Here is a 19,729-nt window from a genome sequence, read left to right as displayed (position 1 = left end):
GGAGATCGGTGCGGGTGCCCCATGCAGATGGGCGGTTGGCGGGTACGGGAGGGCGGCGGGTCGCGAGATGTGAAAGGAACACTTCATAAGTATGAAGGGATCCCTTCAGAGTTGTAAAGGGAATGCTTCATATCTCCCGGCGGGTACCTTTGGCACATGACGCAGGACATGGAGGGGCTCAGCGATCCCAAGATGATGCGGGCGCTGGCTCACCCGGCGAGGCTGTTGATCCTCAACCGGCTCGGCGTGGAGGAGAGTGCCACCGCGACCGAGGTGGCCGAGATCGCGGGGATCACGCCCAGCGCCGCCAGCTATCACCTGCGCATGCTGGCCAAGTACGGGTTCGTCGAGGACGCCCCGCCCAGAGGCGACGGACGCGAACGGCTGTGGAGGTCGACGCACAAGCCGTTCAGTGTGGGAGTGCTTCCGGACGACCAGCCGGAGGTCCGTGACGCCAAGACCTTGTTGATCAAGGCGTTCCGCAAGGAGGCCGGCGACGAGGCCGATCGGGCGCTGGCCAGCATCGAGCACGACACGGACGAATGGCGCGACGCGACGCGCTTCAGCCGTGCGCGGATCAGGGTCGACGCGAGCGAGCTGGGACGGCTGAGCGCGGAGATCGAGAAGCTGCTGGAGCCGTACATCGCTCACCAGCGCAGCCAGGAGGACGCGCCGAGCGGGGCCAGGATCGCGGAGGCGCAGATCAACCTCTTCCCGGTCGCCCCCAGAACGTCGCCCGGGTTGCCCACGGAGGACCACGATGTGGGGTGAGCCGTACCCGGTATGTCGGTTTGACCTCCGACGGTCAGCCTGGGGCGGTGTGGGAGGTAGACTTTTCGATGGCCTGTGGCAACAGGCCGACTTCGCATGCCCCGTTGCGGACCGCACCCTCGGTCCGGGCCCCGGCCCGGCTGGAGCGGTTTTGGGGCATCAGGGCGGTAGACAACGCGCTGCCGCGGCACAACCGAGAACTGCGCCCATCCGCAGGGCGCCCAGACCTGGAGGACCATCACATGGCCCCCGTCGTCACCATGCGACAGCTGCTCGAGAGCGGCGTTCACTTCGGCCACCAGACCCGCCGGTGGAACCCGAAGATGAAGCGCTTCATCTTCACCGAGCGCAACGGCATCTACATCATCGACCTGCAGAAGTCGCTGTCGTACATCGACCGTGCCTACGACTTCGTCAAGGAGACCGTCGCCCACGGCGGCACGATCCTGTTCATCGGCACCAAGAAGCAGGCTCAGGAGGCCATCTCCGAGCAGGCCGCGCGGGTCGGCATGCCGTACGTGAACCAGCGCTGGCTGGGCGGCATGCTCACCAACTTCTCCACCGTGCACAAGAGGCTTCAGCGTCTGAAGGAGCTCGAGGAGCTCGACTTCGACAACGTCGCCGGCTCGGGGCTCACCAAGAAGGAGCTCCTCATGCGCCGTCGCGAGAAGGACAAGCTCGAGCGCACGCTCGGCGGCATCCGTGACATGGGCCGCGTGCCCAGCGCGGTGTGGGTCGTGGACACGAAGAAGGAGCACATCGCGATCAGCGAGGCCAAGAAGCTTGGCATCCCGGTCGTCGCGATCCTCGACACCAACTGCGACCCCGACGAGGTCGACTACCCGATCCCGGGCAACGACGACGCCATCCGCGCCGTCGGCCTGCTCACCAGGGTCGTCGCCGACGGTGTCGCCGCCGGTCTCATGGCTCGCTCCGGCGCCGCCCGCGGTGACGAGAAGCCGGCCGCCGCCGAGCCGCTGGCCGAGTGGGAGCGCGAGCTCATCGAGCAGGGCCAGGGCCAGGCCGCCGAGGCCGCCCCTGAGGCTGCTGCTCCCGAGGCCGCCGCCGAGGAGGCCCCCGCTGCCGAGGCTCCGGCCGAGGAGGCCCCCGCCGCCGAGGCCGCTCCGGCTGCCGACGCGACCCCCGAGTCCGAGCCGCAGGCCTGAGACCCGGCCACCGGGCCCGGCCGTGAGGCCGGGCACGGTACAGGCGCCGGCTCCGCGCCGCAGGTCGTCATCGACCGCGGTGCGGGGCGGGCAGCCGGCCGATCGAGGGTGAGCGGAACCGAGGTCCTGTGCGGGCCGAGGTTGTGAAGGGCAAGGCCGAGGTCCTGTGCAGGCTGAGGCCAGGTAGGGCAAGGTACGCGTCTCGACTGGGCAAACGGCCGAGCCGGGACGGCAAGCCGGACCGGACGGCACCCCGCTGAGGCGATAAGTCAAGGCAGGGCGGCGATCAGGCCGAGGCGGTCAGCCAAGTCGGATTGCCAGTCGGGCCGAGGCGGTGAGCCGAGGTGGATGACCATCGGGCCGGAGCGATAAGCCGAGCCTGGCTGGGCAGTATGCCGAGCGAGGCGGAGCGGAGCTCCACCGGCGGAGCCCCGTCCTGCTGAGCGGAGACCTGGGCGCAAACCCGGGCCCGAGCGGAGTCCGCGCCCAGGCCGGACGAAGCCCGAGCCCAGCCCAAGGTACGAGCGAAGGTCCCGGCGAAAACCGGACGGGTCGGGCGAAAGCCGGGCTGGTCAGGCGGAAGCGGGGCCGGTCGGGCGGAAGCCAGACGGGTCAGGCGGAAGCCGGGCCGGTCAGGCGGAAGCCGGGCCGGTCAGGCGGAAGCCGGACGGGTCAAGCTAAAGCCGGGCTGCTCGGGCGGAAGCCGGAAGGCCCGGGCGGCAGCCCGGCGGCAGGACCCGGAACCATCGCTTGAGACCGCGCAACACCTGGCACAACCTGGCATCACCCGGCGAACCTGGTAATACCAGGCGAGACCGCGCACAACTGAGGCAGAACGCATGACCCGCGCACGACCCGCGCACGACAAGGCCCTGGTGCGGCACGCGCCTGCCGTACCGACCCGGGGCGGGCGCCCAGGGCGTCCACTCCGATCCACGATGACGACGAAATCCCACAAGGAATAAGAGCAATGGCTTCCGTGAACATGGCCGACGTCAAGCGGCTTCGCGAGATCACCGCTGCCGGCATGATGGACTGCAAGAAGGCGCTTGAGGAGTCCGAAGGCGACTTCGACCGCGCCATCGAGCTCCTGCGCCTCAAGGGCGCCAAGGACGTGGGCAAGCGCGAGGCCCGTACGGCCTCCAACGGCCTCGTCGCGCTCCAGCAGGACAGCGACTCCTCCGCCGCCCTCCTCGAGCTCAACTGCGAGACGGACTTCGTGGCCAAGGGCGAGCGCTTCCAGGAGCTGGCCGCCGGCGTGGTCGCGCACATCCTGGCGAGCAAGCCCGCCGACGTGGCGACGCTGCTCGACTCCTCCTTCGACGGCAAGACCGTCAAGGAGCACCTGGACGAGGCCAACGCCGCGCTCGGTGAGAAGATCGAGATCCGCCGCTTCGCCGTGCTTGAGGGCGGCTACATCGGCTCGTACATGCACAAGACGGACCCGGCGCTGCCGCCGGCGGTCGGCGTGCTCGTGCAGCTCGACAAGCCGAACGCCGAGGTCGCCAAGGACATCGCCCAGCACGCCGCGGCGATGGCCCCGCAGTACCTCAAGGCCGAGTCCGTCCCCGCCGAGGTCGTCGAGAAGGAGCGCAAGCTCTTCGAGGAGATGACCCGCGAGGAGGGCAAGCCCGAGGCCGCCATCGGCAAGATCGTCGAGGGTCGCGTCAACGGCTGGTACAAGGACTTCACCCTGGTCCAGCAGGCTTTCGTGAAGGACAACAAGAAGAGCGTGGGCAAGTACGCCGAGGAGAACGGCGTCGAGGTGCTCGCCTTCGTCCGATTCAAGGTCGGCCAGGCTTAGGCTTGAGCGAACTGCCAGCCCAGAGTTCCACCCAATGAAGGAGGCCGCCGCCGTGCAGGACCACCGGGAGTCAGCCCACGAATCCACACGGACGGCGGCTTCCTCATCACCCAGCCCGCAGGGTCCACTGAGGTGGAAGCGGGTGATGTTGAAGCTGTCAGGCGAGGCGTTCGCCGGAGACGACCCGCTGGGCATCGACCCGGGCGTCGTCGACCACCTGGCCGACTCGATCACCGAGGCCGTGCGCGAGGGCGTGCAGGTCGCGGTCGTGGTCGGCGGGGGGAACATGTTCCGCGGCGCCACCCTGTCCCAGGGCGGCATCGACCGCGCCAGGGCCGACTACATGGGCATGCTCGGCACGGTGATCAACTGCCTGGCGCTCCAGGACTTCCTGGAGAGGCGCGGCGTCGAGACCCGCGTCCAGACCGCCATCACCATGCAGCAGGTCGCCGAGCCCTTCCTGCCGCGCCGCGCGATCAGGCACCTGGAGAAGGGCCGCGTGGTCATCTTCGGGGCGGGTCTCGGCTCGCCGTACTTCTCCACCGACACCGCGGCGTCGCAGCGGGCCCTGGAGATCGGCGCCGAGGCGCTGCTCAAGGGCACGCAGGTCGACGGGATCTACGACTCCGACCCGCGCAAGAACCCCGACGCGGTCCGGTTCGACCATCTTGACTACGGCGAGGTGCTGCTGCGCGACCTCGCGGTCATGGACGCGACCGCGATCAGCCTGTGCAAGGACAACGATCTGCCGATCGTGGTCTTCGACCTGATGGGCGAGGGCAACATCCTGCGAGCGGTACGCGGTGAGAAAATCGGCACGCTGGTGAGTCCCGCAGGCAAATGAGGGAGCTAGCCCGACACCGCCAGCTAGTAGACAGGGAGCCGCTGTGATCGACGAAACCCTCCTCGAAGCCGAGGAGAAGATGGACAAGGCCGTCTCGGTCGCGAAGGAAGACTTCGCGACCATCCGGACGGGCCGGGTCACCCCCGCGATGTTCAACAAGATCAATGCGGAGTACTACGGCACTCCGACACCGGTGCAGCAGTTGGCCTCGTTCCACCTGCCCGAGGCGCGCATGGTCATCATCCAGCCCTTCGACAAGAGCGCGATGGGCGCGATCGAGAAGGCCATCCGCGACTCCGACCTCGGCGTCAACCCGACCAACACCGGCGACGTGATCCGCGTGACGTTCCCGGAGCTCTCCGAGGAGCGCCGCAAGGAGTACATCAAGGTCGCCAAGAACAAGGGCGAGCACGCCAAGGTGTCGATCCGCAACATCCGTCGTACGGCCAAAGAGGCCCTCGACAAGATGATCAAGGACGGCGAGGCGGGCGAGGACGAGGTCCGTCGCGCTGAGAAGGAACTCGACGACCTCACCCAGAAGCACGTCGCCAAGATCGACGAGCTGCTCAAGCACAAGGAAGCCGAGCTGCTCGAAGTCTGAGCGGCACGCCTCGCGGCCCTCGCCGGAAGGCGGGGGCCGTGGCTATGGAGAGTGTCTGTGGAAGAACGTACGGCCGGCACCGGCCCGGACGGCGGCAGCCGTACCGGAAGGAACCTGCCGGCCGCGATCGCGGTGGGTGTGGGGCTGGGGGCGCTGGTCCTCGGTACCCTCTACACGATCAAGGAGCTCTTCCTCCTGGTGATCGTGGTGTGCGTCGGCGTGGGCGTGCTGGAGCTGACCAAGGCGTTCGCCACGCGCGGGATCAAGGTCCCGGCCGTCCCCGTGCTGGCGGGGCTGGTGGCGATGCAGGCCGGGGCGTACTGGGGCGGGCCGTTCTGGCTGCTGGGGACGTTCGCGGTGTTCGCGTTCGTGCTGCTGGTCTGGCGGATGTTCAGCGACGGCACCGACGGCTACGTGCGCGACGGCACGGCCTCGGTGTTCACGCTGTTCTACCCGGCGATGCTGGCGGCGTTCGCGGCGTTGCTGCTGGCGCCGCACGACGGCCGCGACCGGGTGCTGACCTTCATCGCGGTGACCGTGGCCAGCGACATCGGCGGATACGTCGCCGGCGTGCTGTTCGGCAGGCACAAGATGACGATCATCAGCCCGAAGAAGACCTGGGAGGGTTTCGCCGGGTCGGTGATCGCCTGCACGCTGGTGGGCGGCTGGCTGGTGACCTGGCTGCTGGACGGCCCGCTCTGGCTGGGCGCGCTGATCGGGGCGATGGCCGCGCTGCTGGCGACCGTGGGCGACCTCATCGAGTCGATGATCAAGCGGGACCTCGGCATCAAGGACCTCGGCACGATCCTGCCGGGGCACGGCGGCCTGATGGACCGCCTCGACTCGCTGGTGACCACGCTGGTGCCGGTCTGGCTGCTACTGACGCTGTTCCTCTAGCGCCTCCGTCGTGACGGGCGTGAGCCACAACCACCGGACGGCCTCGCCGCCGAACGCGAACCCCGACATGTCCGGCATGTCGGGTGGGTCGGCCCGCATGAGCACCCCCGAGTACTGCGACCCCAGCGGGAACGTCGAGGGCTCGTGGTACCACTTGGCCGTGTGCCCGTGGCCGAGCCAGGTCACCGAGTGCCACGGATACTGGGCCAGCCACACCAGCAGCAGCGCCGCGTCCCTGGGGTCGTCGTGGGTGGCCACGGCCAGCTCGATCCGGGCGTAGGCGTCGGGGCGGTCGATCCACTGCTCGACCGTCGGCATGCGCTGGCAGCTCATCCCCACCGTGGACAGCACGGTCGGCTCGCGGCCCGCGTGCGGCGGACGTTCGGTGATGCCGACGGTCGGCAGGCGCTCGCCGCTGGCGTCCCAGTAGCGGCCGGCCGGGCCGAGCACCCGGTCCAGATGGCCCATGACGAACTGCTGGAACGACGGCCACGACCCCTCGCCGTGCCGCCAGCGCCAGTAGGACGTGGCGTTGGAGATCCGCGGCCGCAGCCCCTCCAGCGCCTCCGACAGCGCCCAGGCGAACGGCGACTCGCCCACGGCGTCACGGGCGTAGCCGGGCATGCCCCTGCTCATGTCGGCCCAGCCGGGGATGACCGCGAGCAGGTCGTCGTCCTCGTAGAGGGCGACGCCGTCGCCCTCCTCGAACCACAGGGCGGACAGCTGGCCGAGCGGCCTGCGCCCCTCGGGGTGCGTCGTGTTCCCCCTGGGCATCAGCGGGGGCAGACCGGAGTTGATCCGGGCCAGGTCCACCACGGACGGCGCCGGCCGATGGTTGGCCAGCCAGACCGCTCCGTGGACGGCGCCCTCGGGCGAGCACAGGTAAGCTACCGAGGAGTCCTCGTCCCGCTCGACCACGAGCGTGCGGCTGCCGTAGGGGTTACCGGCGGCGAGGACGACCTCGGTGCCACCCTCGCCAGATGCCGACCGGAAAATCGCCATACGAGATGACTGTAGATCGGGCGGTGACCCTCACGCGAGCCGTACCGTGATCAGGAATGCCTCCTCCGCGGGCGGCGTTCACTAACCTGGCCGGTGAGAAATCCCGGAAGTCCGAAGCAGAGTCCCGGAAGTCCCCCAAGCAAAGGCAGGAACGTGTCCCAGCAGCCAGGCCAGCTCACCTTCGTCGCACCGCGGCGGGCCAAGCCCGCGCGGCACCTGGCGGACCTGTCCATGGCCGAGCGCCGGGTCGCGGTCACCGAGCTGGGGGAGAAGGCGTTCCGCGCCGACCAGCTCTCGCGCCACTACTTCGAGCGCCACACCGCCGACGTCGCCGAGATGACCGATCTGTCCGCGGCGGCCCGCGACAAGCTGTCGGCGCTGCTGCCGACGCTGCTCACGCCGGTCAAGGAGCTGACCACCGACGGCGGCACGACCCGCAAGACCCTGTGGCGGCTGTTCGACGGCGCGCTGGTCGAGTCGGTGCTCATGCGCTATCCCGAGCGGGTCACGATGTGCGTGTCGTCGCAGGCCGGGTGTGGCATGAACTGCCCGTTCTGCGCCACCGGCCAGGCGGGCCTGACCCGCAACATGTCCACCGCCGAGATCGTCGAGCAGGTGGTCTCCGGCGCCCGCGCGCTGGCGGCGGGCGAGGTGCCGGGCGGGCCCGGCCGGGTGAGCAACATCGTCTTCATGGGCATGGGCGAGCCGCTGGCCAACTACAAGCAGGTGATCGGCGCCGTGCGCCGCATCGTCGAGCCCGCGCCGCACGGTCTCGGCATCTCCGCGCGCGGGGTCACGGTCTCGACCGTGGGGCTGGTGCCCGCGATCGGCAAGCTCGCCGACGAGGGGCTGCCGGTCACGCTCGCGCTGTCCCTGCACGCGCCCGACGACGAGCTGCGCGACACGCTCGTCCCGATCAACACGCGCTGGAAGGTGGCCGAGGTCCTCGACGCGGCCTGGTCGTACGCGGCCAGGACCAAGCGCCGCATCTCCATCGAGTACGCCCTGATCAAGGACGTCAACGACCAGGAGTGGCGGGCCGACCTGCTCGGCAAGCTGGTCAGGAACAAGCTCGTGCACGTCAACCTGATCCCGCTCAACCCCACGCCCGGCTCCAAGTGGACCGCCTCCCGCCCGGAGGACGAGCGGGCGTTCGTGCGCCGGCTGGAGTTCCACGGCGTGCCGGTGACCGTGCGCGACACCCGCGGGCGCGAGATCGACGGCGCCTGCGGCCAGCTCGCCGCGGCCGAATGAGCCGGCCCCGGCCTGAGCGAGTGTCCGGCGGCTGAGCGGCCTCGCCCGGCGCGCTCGCCGAGCCGGGCGGGTGGCTATCTCGTGGCGGTCGAGCGGGCGGCGAAGGTCTCGACCAGGTCGGCGATCATGGCGGCGCCCCGGCTGTTGAGGTGCACGGTGTCGGTGGTGAGCCGCAGGCCGCGGCTGCTGGAGATGGCGTCCAGGCTGCGGCCGAGCAGGAAGTGCTGCATCGCGGCGGTCTGCGCCTGCCTGCTCTCGGGACGGTAGCGGGTGCGGGGCGAGGCGCCCGCCAGGTCGGCGGTCATGCGCTCGTTGAGCGGCAGATAGGTGACGCCCTGCTCGGCGGCGACCGTCCTGACGATCTCGGCGAACTCCTGGCTGCGCCGCACCGGGAGCGAGTCCAGGTCCTCGCCGATGACCGGCGGGGACAGCAGCGCCACGCGGGCCATGGTCTCGTTCTGCAGGCGGGCGGCGATGGCCGTCAGGTTGGCGGCGTACGCGGCGGCCGTCGGGGTCTGCGTGAGCTTCCAGCGCCGGCGCAGGGCCCTGGCCCGCTTCTCGCTCAACGTGGCGTTGGCGTCGTTGGTGCCGATGAGCACGGTGACCACGTCCGGGTCCTGCCGCACGACGTCGTCGAGACGCTTGAGCAGCTCGGACGACGGCTCGTAGTTGACGCCCGCGTTGATCACCGTCTCGCCGGGCAGCCGGTCGCGCAGCATGGCCACATAGTCGACGCTCACCTGTCCGCGGGTGATGCTGTCACCCAGGCAGATCACCTTCACCGTTGCCTCCTCAGGGGTGAGTGAACGCTTACTAACCTACCCTACGGCGCCTCCAGGCATACAGGGCGAGTCCCGCCAGGCACCATGCCAGGGAGATCGCGGACAGTTGGGGCAGCCGGTCGAGCAACTCGCCGGCGCCGGCCGTGCGCATCCAGACCACCAGCGGAACCGTCAGCCAGTACGCGGGGGACGCGCTGAGCAGCAGCATCACCAGGTAGCCGAGCACCAGCGACATGATCGAGACCGCGGGGGAGCGCAGCACGGCCCGGCTGGTGAGCGCGCCGAGCGCCGTCCCGGCGAGCACCGCCAGGGCGTGCAGGACGAGGGCCGCGCCGAGCACGTCCCGGCCGGGGCGCTCGCTCAGACCCAGCAGGACGGCCCACGCCAGGCCGACGGCGGCCAGCGCCGCGCAGGCGACCAGGCTCGCCACGAGCCCCGCGGCCACCTCCTTGCCGCGCCCGCCCGCGGTGACCGCCGACAGCTCGCGCTGCCGGTCGGGCTCGGTGTCCAGGAGGCTCCGCGTGGCCCAGGCCAGGATGGGGATGATCAGGACGGCGCCGTCGGCCAGCACGGCGGCCTCGGCGCCCTTGGGCGCGCGGCTGCCGTGGACGATCGCGAGCATGGCGAGGGTGAGCAGCAGCGCCTGATGAACCCGATGCGACCGCACATAGGCGGCCAGCCGGAAGACAGCCAGAGCGATCATCCGGGCTCCTTGGAGGTAGGGGGGTGGCCGGGCTCGGCGGTCTGGTAGCCCTGGTCGCGCATCCTGGTGAGGAAGAGCGGGAGCTCGTCGGCGGGCAGGGTGACCGTCACGGTGGTCAGCGGGCGTCCCGGAGCGTGCGGCGCCGGGGCCGCCGGGGTGGCCTCCTTGAGGTGCGCCGGGGTGGCCTCCTTGAGGTGGCCGTCCACGATCGACCAGGAGCGCAGGCCGGGAAGGCCGCGCAGGCCGCCCTGGTGGTCGCTGGCGACGACGATGCCCCCGCGCCCGGCGACCTCGGTGACGATGGCGGGCAGCGTCTCGCGGGTGTCGGCGTCCAGGCCGGCGAAGGGCTCGTCCAGGATCAGCAGGCCGGGGTCGGCCATCAGGGCCTGGACCAGGCCGACCTTGTGCGCGCTGCCCTTGGACAGCTCGCCGAGCGGCAGGCCGAGCAGGTGTCCCATGTCCAGGCGTTCGGCCCAGGGCCGCCACCGGGCGCCGCCGCGTACGGACGCCATGTGCGTCAGGTAGGAGGTCACCGTGAACGGCTGGGCCGCCGGGAAGCGGTCGGGGGCGAAGCCCACGACGCCGGGACGGTCGGTGATGAGGCCCCGCGTCGGCCGTGCGAGCCCCGCGAGGAGCCGCAGCAGCGTGGACTTCCCCGCCCCGTTGACGCCGGTCAGCTCGATCGCGTCGCCCGGCGCGAGCTGCGCGTCGGCCTCTTCGAGGACGAAGGGCTGACGTCTTCGGTAGCGGAAAGAGACCTGTAACAGTCGCATGGTGCTGTAACGGTATATGTCAGGGCGCAGGGCCGTGATAAAGGTTCCCACCGCCGTGATGAAGGGCCTCACAATGGAGAAGCCCCCGGCACATCTCAGGAGGAGTGGGCTTGAACCGCTTTCCGCGCGTCATGGGTATGCGTTCAGGCTATGACCCCGTGGAAGTCGACGCCCTGATCGCGCGCATCGAGTCGACCCTGGGCAGGGGGCCGCACGCGGTCGAGCCCGTCACGGCCGACGAGGTCCGCACCGCGACCTTCCGCGCCAAACGCGGCGGCTACCACGAGACCGCGGTGGACTTCGCGCTGGAGGCGTTCGTCGTGGCCCTGGAGACCCAGGCCAAGCGCCCGGTACGGCTCGCCATGGCCGAGCCTACCGGGGAGCTGCTGCGCGAGGAGTGGTTCGAGACCCAGGCGGCCCGCGTCGAACGCGTGGCCTTCCGCCCCGGCCGCATGGGCACCGGCTACAACGAGGACGAGGTCGACGCCTTCCTCGACCGCATCGTGGCCACCCTGCGCGGCACGACCGAGTTCGCGGTGACCGCCCAGGAGGTGCGCGAGGCCCGGTTCTCGACCGTGCTGCTGCGCGCCGGCTACCTGATCGCCGACGTCGACTCCTTCCTCGAAGACGTCGCCGAGATCCTGGACAAGCCCCGCTAGGCCCGTTCGACGGCCGCCAGCAGGCCGCGGAGGTCGGGCAGGACCACCCGGACGACCTCGGGCCCGGCGGGCCGCTCGCCGTGCCGGTTGATCCACACCCGGCGCACGCCCAGCCGCTCGGCCGTCACCATGTCGTGGAAGTGGCTCTGCGCCACGTGCACCCACTCGGCCGGCTCGTACGCCCTCCTGAAGTGCTCGAAGTGCGCCTCGTCCGGCTTGTAGGCCCCGGCGTCCTCGGCGGTCACCACCGCGTCGAACGGCACGGGCAGCCGCCGCAGCGTCTGGGCGATCAGGTCGCGGTCGCAGTTGGTCAGCAGCGCCAGCCGCCGGCCCGCCGCGCGCAGGGCCGACAGCTCCTCCCCGACCTCGGCGTACACCGGCCAGTAGGGCAGCGTAGCGGCCAGCACCGAGGCGTCGTCGTCGTTCAGCGGGACTGCGGCCTCGGCGCAGGCGCGGCGCAGCGCCTCGGCCATGACGTCCCGGTAGCGGGCCCGTGGCGTCTCGGCCTCGACCGCGCTCTCGTGCCGCAGGTACGCCGTCAGCAGCTCGTCTCCTCTGCCGGGCGCGATCAGCTCAAGGCTGGTGCCGATGCCGTGCCGCCAGTCGACGAGGGTGCCGAAACAGTCGAACGTGATCCATCGCATACGTCACATGATGACCCTTCCGAGCACCTGGTCCAGCGCCCGGCCGACCTCGCCCTCGACCGCCGGTCCCTCGGCCCGCCAGGCCACGTAGCCGTCCGGGCGGACCAGGACGGCGGGGGCGGCGCCGTAGCGTTCGGCCCAGGCGTCCTCGACGTCGAGCAGGTCGCCGCCCACCTGGTGCACCCGCACGCCGGGCTCGGCGGCATGCGCCCAGTCCGCGCCGCCGGGGCCGCACAGCAGGACGAAGGCGTCGTGGAACAGGTCGTGGACGCCGATGCGCCTGCCGTCCAGGTCGAGCCAGAGGTGCGGGGCCCGGGTGCCGGGACGGGCGCCCTGGGCCGCCGGGTTGCCGAGCACCGTCTCGTGGGTGGCGCCGACCATGGCCGACGAGCGGTAGCGCTGCCCCAGGATCGCCGCGACGTGGTCGAGCGGGTCGTCCTCGGGGTTGGGGCCGAACCTGGCCGCCTGGCTGCGCACGGTCAGGTCGGCCAGCTCCAGGGCGATCGGGCGGCGCTCGGCCTCGTAGGTGTCGAGCAGCGTGTCGGAGGCCCGCCCGGCCAGCACGGCGGCCAGCTTCCAGGCCAGGTTGTGGGTGTCCTGGACGGCCGAGTTGGCGCCCAGCCCGCCGGCCGGCGGCCAGACGTGCGCCGCGTCGCCGACCAGGAAGACCCGTCCCTCGCGGTAGCGCGTGGCGACGCCCACCGCCTCCTCCCAGGCGGCCTTGCTGACGATCTCTATGGGCAGGTCGCGGCCGATCAGCTCCTTGGCCGCGGCGACCAGCCGCTCGTCGGTGAAGTCGGCCGGCGACTCGGAGGCGGGGTCGTACGTCAGGGCCATGCCCCAATGGTTCGGAAGAGCATGGGAGACCATCGCGCCCGAGGCCGTCCCGCCGGGGGCGCCGAGGATCCAGAACAGCGCCCGCTTGGTGACCAGTTCCGACAGGTCGGCCCTGAAGACGAAGGACTGGTAGCTGCGCAGGACGCCGAGCCCTTCGCGGGCGATGCCCAGCCGCTCCCTGATCGTGCCGCGGTAGCCGTCGGCGGCGATGAGGTAGCGGGCGCGCAGGGTCCGGCGCTCGCCGGTGCGGGCGTCCTCGGTCACCACCGTGACGCCGTCCGCGTCGGGCTCGACCGACCTGCAGATGGTGTCGAAGCGCAGGTCGGCGCCCCGGGCGCGGGCGGCCTCGGCGAGGATCGGCTCGACCGTGCTCTGGTCGGCCATGCCGTACTCGCCCGCGGTCAGCTCGGGCATCGCCCGGGAGGAGCCGCCCTCGAAGAGCCACTGCCACTCGCCGGCCAGCGTCGCGCAGCGGGCCACGCCCCCCTCCTCGTCGAAGGGCCGCCCGGCCTCCTGGACGGCCTGCTCCAGGCCGAACGGCCGGTAGATCTCCATCGTGCGCGGGGTGATGCCGCGCGCCCGGCCCAGGAGCGACACGCCGGGGTGGCGGTCGACGAGCACGCAGGGGACCCCGTGGTGCGACAGGAACAGGGCGGAGGTGAGCCCGGCGTAGCCGCCGCCGACGATCAGCACGGGAATCTCGGTCATGACGCCCTCCGGGCGGTCTGTTGTGGTCATGGAAGGAATAGTTGCATTGCAACTAGTAGCAAGTCAACTAGTCTCTCTGAACGATAGGGTGACTCCATGGCGCTCGACCGCGGCTCGCCGCTCGCTCTGACCGTGCTGACCTTGCTGAACCACCAGCCCCTGCACCCGTACGGCATCCAGCGGCTGCTCAAGCAGTGGGGCAAGGACCTGGTGGTCAACGTGGGCCAGCGGGCCGGGCTCTACCGCACGATCGACCGGCTGAGCGAGGCGGGGCTGATCAGGGTCAGGGAGACCGGGCGCGACCAGCAGTACCCGGAGCGCACGGTCTACGAGATCACCGAGGCCGGCCGCGAGCGGCTGATGGCCTGGCTGGACGACATGCTCAGCCGTCCCAAACAGGAGTTCCCGCAGTTCCCCGCGGCGCTGGCGAACGCGATGCTGCTCGGCCCCGGCGGGCTGGCCGAGGCGCTGGAGCGGCGGGCGGCGGCCGTGGAGCGCACGCTCGCCGGGCTGGAGGCGGGCCTGGCCGAGGAGGACCTGCCGCGGGTCACGATGCTGGAGTGCGAGTACCTGCGCGAGGTGACGGCGGCCGAGGTCCGCTGGCTCCGCGCCGTCATCGCCGACCTGCGCGAGGGGCGGTTGGAGTGGTCACGCGAGCAGCTTGAGGAGGTCAGCTCGGCCCGGGAGTGATCAGCTGCGCGCGCGGCCGCCGCAGCAGCGCGACGAGCACCGAGGTCACCGGCGCGGCCAGGAACGCCCCGGTGATGCCCGCGATCACGCTGCCCACCGTGATCGCGACCAGGATGACCGCCCCCGGCAGGTCGAGCGCCTTGCCGTAGACCTGCGGCGCCAGCACGTGCCCTTCGAGCTGCTGCACCGCCACCGTCACCGCGACCACGATCAGCGCCACCAGCCACCCCTTGGCCACGAGCGCCACCACCGCCGCCAGCAGCCCGGCCATGAACGCCCCCACCACCGGCAGGAACGCCCCCACGAACGTCAGCACGGCCAGCGGCAGCGCGATCGGCACGCCGAGGATCCACAGCGCGAGCCCGATGAAGAAGCCGTCGACCACGCCGACGATCGCCACCCCGCGGATGTAGCGCCCGATCACCGCGAAGATCAGCACGCCGGTGTCGCGGCAGCGCGCCTTGGCCGCGTCGGGCACCAGATCGACGATCCAGGCGAACAGCCGCTCGCCGCCGTGCACGAAGTACACCGACAGGATGACCGCGAGCACCGCGCCGACGACGATCTCGCCGGCCGTCCTGACCCCGGCGATGGCGCCGCTGGTGATCTGCCTGCCCTGTTTGGACACGTACTCCTTGGCCTGGGCGAGCAGCCGCTGGTCGTCGAGGCCGAAGCGGGCGGCCAGGCCGTGCAGGTCGCCGAACGCCTTGCCCAGGCTGGTGCGCATCTCGCTCAGGCTGTCGACCGTGGGCGGCACCAGCAGCGCGATCAGCGCCCCGGCCAGCAGCAGGCCGCCGACGAAGACGATCGTGGTGGCCAGCGCCGGGCCGAGCCCGCGGGAGGTGAGCCAGCGGGCCGGCGGGTGCAGCAGCGCCGTGAGGAAGACGCCGATGATCACGGACATGACGACCGTGCGCAGGTGATAGAGGCAGAAGAAGGCGACCGCGATGATCGCGATCCACCCCAGCACCCGCCACGGCCTCATGTCCGACCCCCCGATCGTGCCTGGTCAGTGGCCTTCCCGGCGGTGATCGAGGGCAACCCTGGTCAGGACGGCGGGCTCAGGTGCGCGCGCTGCGACCGCTTGGCCTCCTCGTACGCCGCCCGCTCGGCCGGCGCGCCCACCCCGGCCACGGGCACGTCCCACCACGCCTGCGAGGAGGGGACGTCGTCGGCCATGGGGTCGGTGCGCACGTGCACGACGGTCGTCCCGTCGGACGAGCGCGCCTCCTCCAGGGCCTTGCGCAGGTCGGCCAGCGACTCAGGACGCAGCACGGCCGCGCCCAGGCTGGCGGCGTTGGCGGCCAGGTCGACCGGCAGCGGGCCGCCCGTACGGGAGCGGTAGGAGGTGCCCAGGCGGCGCGCGCCCACGCTCTCCGACAGCCGCCCGATGGAGGCGAAGCCCGAGTTGTCCACCAGGACGACGACGAGCTTGACGCCCTCGGCCACCGCGGTGACCAGCTCCTGCGCCATCATCAGGTACGACCCGTCGCCCACCAGGACGAACACCTCGCGCTCCGGCGCGGCCAGCTTGACCCCGACGCCGCCCGCGATCTCGTAGCCCATGCAGGAGTTGCCGTACTCGACGTGGTAGCCGCCTGGGCCGCTCGGCCGCCACAGCTTGTGCAGGTCGCCCGGCATGGAACCGGCCGCGCACACCACGACGCCGTCCTGGCCCGCCGCCGCGTTCACGGCGCCGATGATGGCCGCCTGCGACAGCGGGGAGCCGTCGATCGCGTAGGCCCGGTCCACCTGCGCGTCCCAGTCACGGGAGAGCGCGGCGGCCCTGGCCGTCCAGGCGTCGCCGGAGCGCCGGGCGGCCGGGCCGGTCAGCTCGGTCAGCCCGGTCAGCTCGGTCAGGCATTCGCGGGCGTCGGCGACCAGTTGCAGCCCCGACAGCTTGGCGGCGTCGAAGGCGGCGACGTTGACGTTGACGAACCTGGCGTCCGCGGCGAAGAGCGACCTCGACGCCGTGGTGAAGTCGCTGTAGCGGGTGCCGATCCCGATGATCACGTCGGCCTCGCGGGCCAGCGCGTTGGCGGCGGTGGTGCCGGTCGCGCCCACCGCGCCCACCGCCAGCGGATGGCCGTGCGGCAGCGATCCCTTGCCGGCCTGGGTCTCGGCGACGGGGATGCCGCGCGCCTCGGCGAAGGCGGCCAGTTCGGCGGTGGCCCGGCTGTAGATCGTCCCGCCGCCCGAGACGATCAGCGGGCGGGCCGCCGACCCGATCACCTCAGCCGCCCTGGCCAGCGCGGCGCGTTCGGGGCGCGGGCGCGGCACGTGCCACACCCGGCGGGCGAACAGCTCCTCGGGCCAGTCGTACGCCTCGGCCTGCACGTCCTGCGGCAGCGCCAGCGTCACCGCGCCGGTCTCGACCGGGTCGGTGAGCACCCGCATGGCCGCCGTCAGCGCGGACGGGAGCTGTTCCGGCCGGTTGATCCGGTCCCAGTACCGCGAGACCGGCTTGAAGCAGTCGTTGACCGAGATGTCGTACGAACGCGGGTCCTCCAGCTCCTGGAGCACCGGGTTGGCGGCCCGGGTGGAGAAGACGTCGCCGGGCAGCAGGAGCACCGGCAGCCGGTTGATCGTCGCGCCGGCCGCGCCGGTGATCATGTTGGTCGCGCCGGGGCCGATCGACGTCGTGCAGGCCAGCGTGGCCAGCCGGTCGGCGGCGCGGGCGTAGGCGGCGGCCGTGTGCACCATGGCCTGCTCGTTGCGGGCCAGGTAGTAGGGCAGGTCGTCGCCCGCGGTGGCGAGCGCCTGGCCGAGCCCGGCGACGTTGCCGTGGCCGAAGATGCCGAAGCAGCCGCCGAAGAAGCGGCGCTCCTCGCCGTCGCGCTCGCTCCACTGGGCGGCCAGGAAGCGCACGACGGCCTGCGCGACGGTCAACCGGATCATGCGCGCCCTCCGAACGGCAGTCTCGGGTCGATGTCCTGGCCCGACCAGGACGAGCGGATCCAGGCGTGACGGGGATCATCGCAGAACGCCATCGAACGCTCCTCCGCCGGCCCCGCCAGCACGTTGAGGTAGTACAGGTCGTAGCCCGGGGCGGCCATGGACGGCCCGTGGTAGCCGTAGGGCACCAGGACGACGTCGCCGGAGGACACCTCGGCCAGCGTGTCGACCTGCCCCCGCTCGGAGGAGTAGACGCGCTGGTAGCCGGGCCCGTCGCCGGCGACCTCGAAGTAGTAGACCTCCTCCAGCACGGCCTCGCCCGGGTTGGGCGTGTCGTGCTTGTGCGGCGGGTAGGACGACCAGTTGCCGCCCGGGGTCAGCACCTCGACGGCCATGAGCTTGTCGCAGTCGAACACGCCGGGGGCACAGAAGTTGTTCACCTGCCGGCTGGCCTGCCCCGCGCCCCTGATCTCCACCGGCACCCGGGAGGCGGGCACGTGCCGCGGCGGCAGCGACCGGGTCGCGCGGGCCGACGGCAGCGCGATGCGTCCGCCGCCGCTCAACGTGACCTGGACGCCGATCGGCAGGTACGCGAAGTCGCTCGGCCCCTCGAACACCGACCCGCGCCCGGCCAGCACGAACGTCTCGCCGGCGACCTCGACCGTGCACGACCCCGACAGCGGGAGGACGATCATCTCCTCCTCTCCGGTGCCGAACGACAGCGGCGTGCCGGTCAGGTCCGCCACGCGCAGCCCGGAGTAGGTCCAGCCGGCCAGCGAGGGGGTGATCTCCACCGACCAGGGGCCGTTGGCCGCCTTGCCGTAGGGCAGGTAGGTCATGCGTGTGCCTCTCGTACCAGGGCGGCGGCGCCGTCCACCGCCGTCGCCACGTCGTCGTCGGATGGGTAGAGCAGGGCGCGGCCGACGACCAGGCCGAGCACGCCGGGCAGGGCCAGCGCGCGGTGCCAGTCGGCGTAGGCCGTGCCGATGTCGGGCGGGTCGCCGCCGAGGAGCAGGGTGGGCAGCGTGGTCGCGGCCATCACCCGTTCCATCTCGGCCACCACGGGGATCTTCAGCCAGGTGTGGGCCGAGGTGGCGCCGAGCGCCTGGGCGACGTTGATCGAGCGGATCACCGCGTCGGGGGACAGGTCGTTGCGCAGCACCCCGGACTCCGAGCGCGCCGCCCAGAACGGCTCCACCATGGCCACCAGCCGCCTGCGGGCCAGACCGGTCACCGCGTGGGCGCACGACTCCAGGGTGGCGGCCGTCGCGTGGTCGCCGGGGTCGATGCGGCACAGCATCTTGCCGCCGTCGAGGCGCATCGTGTCGATGGCCTCGGGGTCGAAGCCGGTGAAACGGTCGTCCAGCTCGAACACCGAGCCCTGGAGGCCGCCGCGGTTCATCGAGCCGAAGGCCAGCTTGCCCTCCAGCGCGCCCAGCAGCAGCAGGTCCTCCAGGACGTCGGGGGAGGCGAGGATGCCGTCCACGCCGGGCCGGGCCAGGGCCGCCTGGAGGCGGTCGAGCAGGTCGTGGCGGCTGCCCATGGCCAGCGGGCGGTCGCGTACGGACAGGGCGCCCCTGGCCGGATGGTCGGCGGCGATGATCAGCAGCCGCTCGTCCGGCCCCGGCATCCGGCGGCGCTGCCGGCGCGCGGCGGCCGCGGCGATCTCCTCGGGGCGGGTCGCGCGGATCCGCGTGAGCCACTCGTAGCGGGCGGTCCTGGGCAGCGTGAGGTCGCTCACGTGGGCACCTCGTTCAGCAGCTCGTGCACCTCGTCGGTGGTGGGCATGGCGTCGGCGCAGGCCAGCCGGGCGGCCACGAACGCGCCCGCGGCGCCCGCGAAGCGGATCGTGCGCTCCAGCGGCCAGCCGCGCAGCAGCCCGAGGCAGACGGCGCCGCCGAACGCGTCGCCGGCCCCGATGCCGTTGACCACCTTCACCTCGACCGGCTCGGCCACGACGGTCTCGGTGGCGGTGCGGGCGAGCACCCCGGCCGGGCCCATCTTGACGATCGCCACCTCGACCCCGGCGTCGAGCAGCGCCTGCGCCGCCGCCTCCGGCTCGCGCACGCCCACGGCGGTCTCCACCTCGTCCAGGTTGCCGACCGCCACGTTCGCGTGCGGCAGCGCCTCGCGCGCCGCCGCGCGGGCGGCCGCACGCGACTCCCACAGCGCCGGACGGTGATCGAGGTCGAACACCGTCCAGCCGGAGGTGCGGGCCGACAGGGCGGCGGCGTGCGCCGCGCGGCTCGGCTCCTTGCTCAGGCCGGTGAGGGAGAACCAGAACAGGCCGGTGGCGCGGATGGCGTCGAGGTCGAGGTGGCCGGGGGTGAGGCGCAGGTCGGGCGGATGCTCGCCGCGGTAGAACCAGATGGGGAAGTGGTCGGGCGGGAAGATCTCGCAGAACGTGACCGGGGTGGGCGGGCCCTCGATGACGCTCACGTAGGCGTCGTCCACGCCGAAGTCGCGGATGGCCCGCCGCACGTACGCGCCGAAGGGGTCGGCGCCCACCGCGGTGATCACCGCCGAGCGCAGCCCGTGCCGGGCCGCCGCGACGGCGACGTTGGTCGGGCTGCCGCCGAGGAACTTGCCGAAGGTCTCGACGTCGGCCAGCCCGACGCCGGTCTGCAGCGGATAGACGTCGACGCCGCAGCGGCCGATCGTGATCAGGTCGTACAACGCACCTCCAGAGGACGCACCCT

At 71.7% G+C, this 19,729-nt stretch carries 20 protein-coding genes; 9 read left to right on the top strand and 11 right to left on the bottom strand.

Going from position 1 to position 19,729, the window contains the following annotated elements:
• Window positions 1–156 precede the first annotated feature (156 nt).
• The 6 genes from ACIBST_RS47835 to ACIBST_RS47810 all read left to right on the top strand — a co-directional run bounded on the left by ACIBST_RS47835 (window position 157) and on the right by ACIBST_RS47810 (window position 6,083).
• The gene (locus ACIBST_RS47835) at window positions 157–771 is read left to right on the top strand and encodes an ArsR/SmtB family transcription factor (RefSeq protein WP_397180112.1); all 615 of its coding nucleotides are present in this window, start codon (window positions 157–159) and stop codon (window positions 769–771) included.
• Window positions 772–1,013: 242 nt separating this feature from the next.
• The gene (gene rpsB / locus ACIBST_RS47830; protein WP_397180111.1) at window positions 1,014–1,937 is read left to right on the top strand and encodes a 30S ribosomal protein S2; all 924 of its coding nucleotides are present in this window, start codon (window positions 1,014–1,016) and stop codon (window positions 1,935–1,937) included.
• A 970-nt stretch (window positions 1,938–2,907) separates the two neighbouring features.
• A complete protein-coding gene (tsf, locus tag ACIBST_RS47825; RefSeq protein ID WP_352323799.1) occupies window positions 2,908–3,741 on the top strand; it encodes a translation elongation factor Ts in 834 nt (277 codons plus the stop codon).
• Window positions 3,742–3,886: 145 nt separating this feature from the next.
• On the top strand, window positions 3,887–4,585 hold the full coding sequence (gene pyrH, locus ACIBST_RS47820; RefSeq protein ID WP_221762026.1) for a UMP kinase: 699 nt from the start codon (window positions 3,887–3,889) through the stop codon (window positions 4,583–4,585).
• Window positions 4,586–4,628: 43 nt separating this feature from the next.
• Window positions 4,629–5,186, top strand: a complete 558-nt coding sequence (frr, locus tag ACIBST_RS47815; RefSeq protein ID WP_352350337.1) for a ribosome recycling factor — start codon at window positions 4,629–4,631, stop codon at window positions 5,184–5,186.
• 57 nt (window positions 5,187–5,243) lie between these two features.
• Window positions 5,244–6,083 carry a phosphatidate cytidylyltransferase gene (locus tag ACIBST_RS47810; RefSeq protein ID WP_397180110.1) on the top strand — a complete coding sequence of 280 codons (840 nt, stop codon included), beginning with the start codon at window positions 5,244–5,246 and terminating at the stop codon, window positions 6,081–6,083.
• Here ACIBST_RS47810 and ACIBST_RS47805 read toward each other — a convergent pair.
• Entirely contained in the window at window positions 6,063–7,085 is a 1,023-nt protein-coding gene (locus ACIBST_RS47805; protein WP_397180109.1) for a suppressor of fused domain protein, read from the bottom strand. The genes ACIBST_RS47810 and ACIBST_RS47805 overlap by 21 nt on opposite strands.
• A 153-nt stretch (window positions 7,086–7,238) precedes the next feature.
• Here ACIBST_RS47805 and rlmN point away from each other — a divergent pair, with 153 nt between their 5' ends.
• Window positions 7,239–8,339, top strand: a complete 1,101-nt coding sequence (rlmN, locus tag ACIBST_RS47800) for a 23S rRNA (adenine(2503)-C(2))-methyltransferase RlmN (RefSeq protein ID WP_397180108.1) — start codon at window positions 7,239–7,241, stop codon at window positions 8,337–8,339.
• Between the two features lie 74 nt (window positions 8,340–8,413).
• On the opposite strand, the gene ACIBST_RS47795 is transcribed toward rlmN, so the two are convergent.
• From ACIBST_RS47795 to ACIBST_RS47785, 3 genes are read right to left on the bottom strand one after another with little or no spacing between them, the layout of a single operon-like run.
• Complete coding sequence (locus ACIBST_RS47795; RefSeq protein ID WP_397180107.1) at window positions 8,414–9,121, bottom strand: SGNH/GDSL hydrolase family protein; 708 nt, start codon at window positions 9,119–9,121, stop codon at window positions 8,414–8,416.
• A 31-nt stretch (window positions 9,122–9,152) separates the two neighbouring features.
• Complete coding sequence (locus ACIBST_RS47790; protein ID WP_397180106.1) at window positions 9,153–9,824, bottom strand: hypothetical protein; 672 nt, start codon at window positions 9,822–9,824, stop codon at window positions 9,153–9,155.
• Window positions 9,821–10,597: an ATP-binding cassette domain-containing protein gene (locus ACIBST_RS47785; protein WP_397180105.1), complete on the bottom strand. Its 777-nt coding sequence runs from the start codon at window positions 10,595–10,597 to the stop codon at window positions 9,821–9,823. Before ACIBST_RS47785 ends, ACIBST_RS47790 begins: the two co-directional genes overlap by 4 nt.
• A gap of 158 nt (window positions 10,598–10,755) precedes the next feature.
• On the opposite strand from ACIBST_RS47785, the gene ACIBST_RS47780 reads away from it, so the two are divergent.
• Window positions 10,756–11,256, top strand: a complete 501-nt coding sequence (locus tag ACIBST_RS47780; protein ID WP_397180104.1) for a DivIVA domain-containing protein — start codon at window positions 10,756–10,758, stop codon at window positions 11,254–11,256.
• Here ACIBST_RS47780 and ACIBST_RS47775 read toward each other — a convergent pair.
• Together ACIBST_RS47775 and ACIBST_RS47770 are read right to left on the bottom strand one after the other, a co-directional pair.
• The gene (locus ACIBST_RS47775) at window positions 11,253–11,900 is read right to left on the bottom strand and encodes an HAD-IA family hydrolase (RefSeq protein WP_397180103.1); all 648 of its coding nucleotides are present in this window, start codon (window positions 11,898–11,900) and stop codon (window positions 11,253–11,255) included. The two genes, ACIBST_RS47780 and ACIBST_RS47775, sit on opposite strands and share 4 nt — an antisense overlap.
• A 3-nt stretch (window positions 11,901–11,903) precedes the next feature.
• Window positions 11,904–13,475, bottom strand: a complete 1,572-nt coding sequence (locus ACIBST_RS47770; protein ID WP_397180102.1) for an FAD-dependent monooxygenase — start codon at window positions 13,473–13,475, stop codon at window positions 11,904–11,906.
• A 66-nt stretch (window positions 13,476–13,541) separates the two neighbouring features.
• Between ACIBST_RS47770 and ACIBST_RS47765 the strand changes: the two genes are divergently transcribed.
• Window positions 13,542–14,135, top strand: coding sequence for a PadR family transcriptional regulator (locus ACIBST_RS47765; protein WP_397180101.1), 594 nt, complete (start codon window positions 13,542–13,544; stop codon window positions 14,133–14,135).
• Here ACIBST_RS47765 and ACIBST_RS47760 read toward each other — a convergent pair.
• The 5 genes from ACIBST_RS47760 to iolC all read right to left on the bottom strand — a co-directional run bounded on the left by ACIBST_RS47760 (window position 14,116) and on the right by iolC (window position 19,706).
• The gene (locus tag ACIBST_RS47760) at window positions 14,116–15,120 is read right to left on the bottom strand and encodes an AI-2E family transporter (RefSeq protein ID WP_397180100.1); all 1,005 of its coding nucleotides are present in this window, start codon (window positions 15,118–15,120) and stop codon (window positions 14,116–14,118) included. The two genes, ACIBST_RS47765 and ACIBST_RS47760, sit on opposite strands and share 20 nt — an antisense overlap.
• A gap of 62 nt (window positions 15,121–15,182) precedes the next feature.
• Window positions 15,183–17,033: a 3D-(3,5/4)-trihydroxycyclohexane-1,2-dione acylhydrolase (decyclizing) gene (iolD, locus tag ACIBST_RS47755; RefSeq protein WP_397180099.1), complete on the bottom strand. Its 1,851-nt coding sequence runs from the start codon at window positions 17,031–17,033 to the stop codon at window positions 15,183–15,185.
• Window positions 17,030–17,869, bottom strand: coding sequence for a 5-deoxy-glucuronate isomerase (gene iolB / locus ACIBST_RS47750; protein ID WP_397180098.1), 840 nt, complete (start codon window positions 17,867–17,869; stop codon window positions 17,030–17,032). Before iolB ends, iolD begins: the two co-directional genes overlap by 4 nt.
• On the bottom strand, window positions 17,866–18,771 hold the full coding sequence (locus ACIBST_RS47745) for a deoxyribose-phosphate aldolase (protein ID WP_397180097.1): 906 nt from the start codon (window positions 18,769–18,771) through the stop codon (window positions 17,866–17,868). The genes iolB and ACIBST_RS47745 overlap by 4 nt, the downstream gene beginning before the upstream one ends.
• Window positions 18,768–19,706: a 5-dehydro-2-deoxygluconokinase gene (gene iolC, locus ACIBST_RS47740; RefSeq protein WP_397180096.1), complete on the bottom strand. Its 939-nt coding sequence runs from the start codon at window positions 19,704–19,706 to the stop codon at window positions 18,768–18,770. The genes ACIBST_RS47745 and iolC overlap by 4 nt, the downstream gene beginning before the upstream one ends.
• Window positions 19,707–19,729 lie beyond the last annotated feature (23 nt).

The organism is Nonomuraea sp. NPDC049684 (assembly GCF_044465345.1).
Taxonomy (GTDB): Bacteria; Actinomycetota; Actinomycetes; order Streptosporangiales; family Streptosporangiaceae; genus Nonomuraea.
Note: the sequence above shows the minus strand (reverse complement) of the source record. Positions and strands in the feature narration are given on the sequence as shown.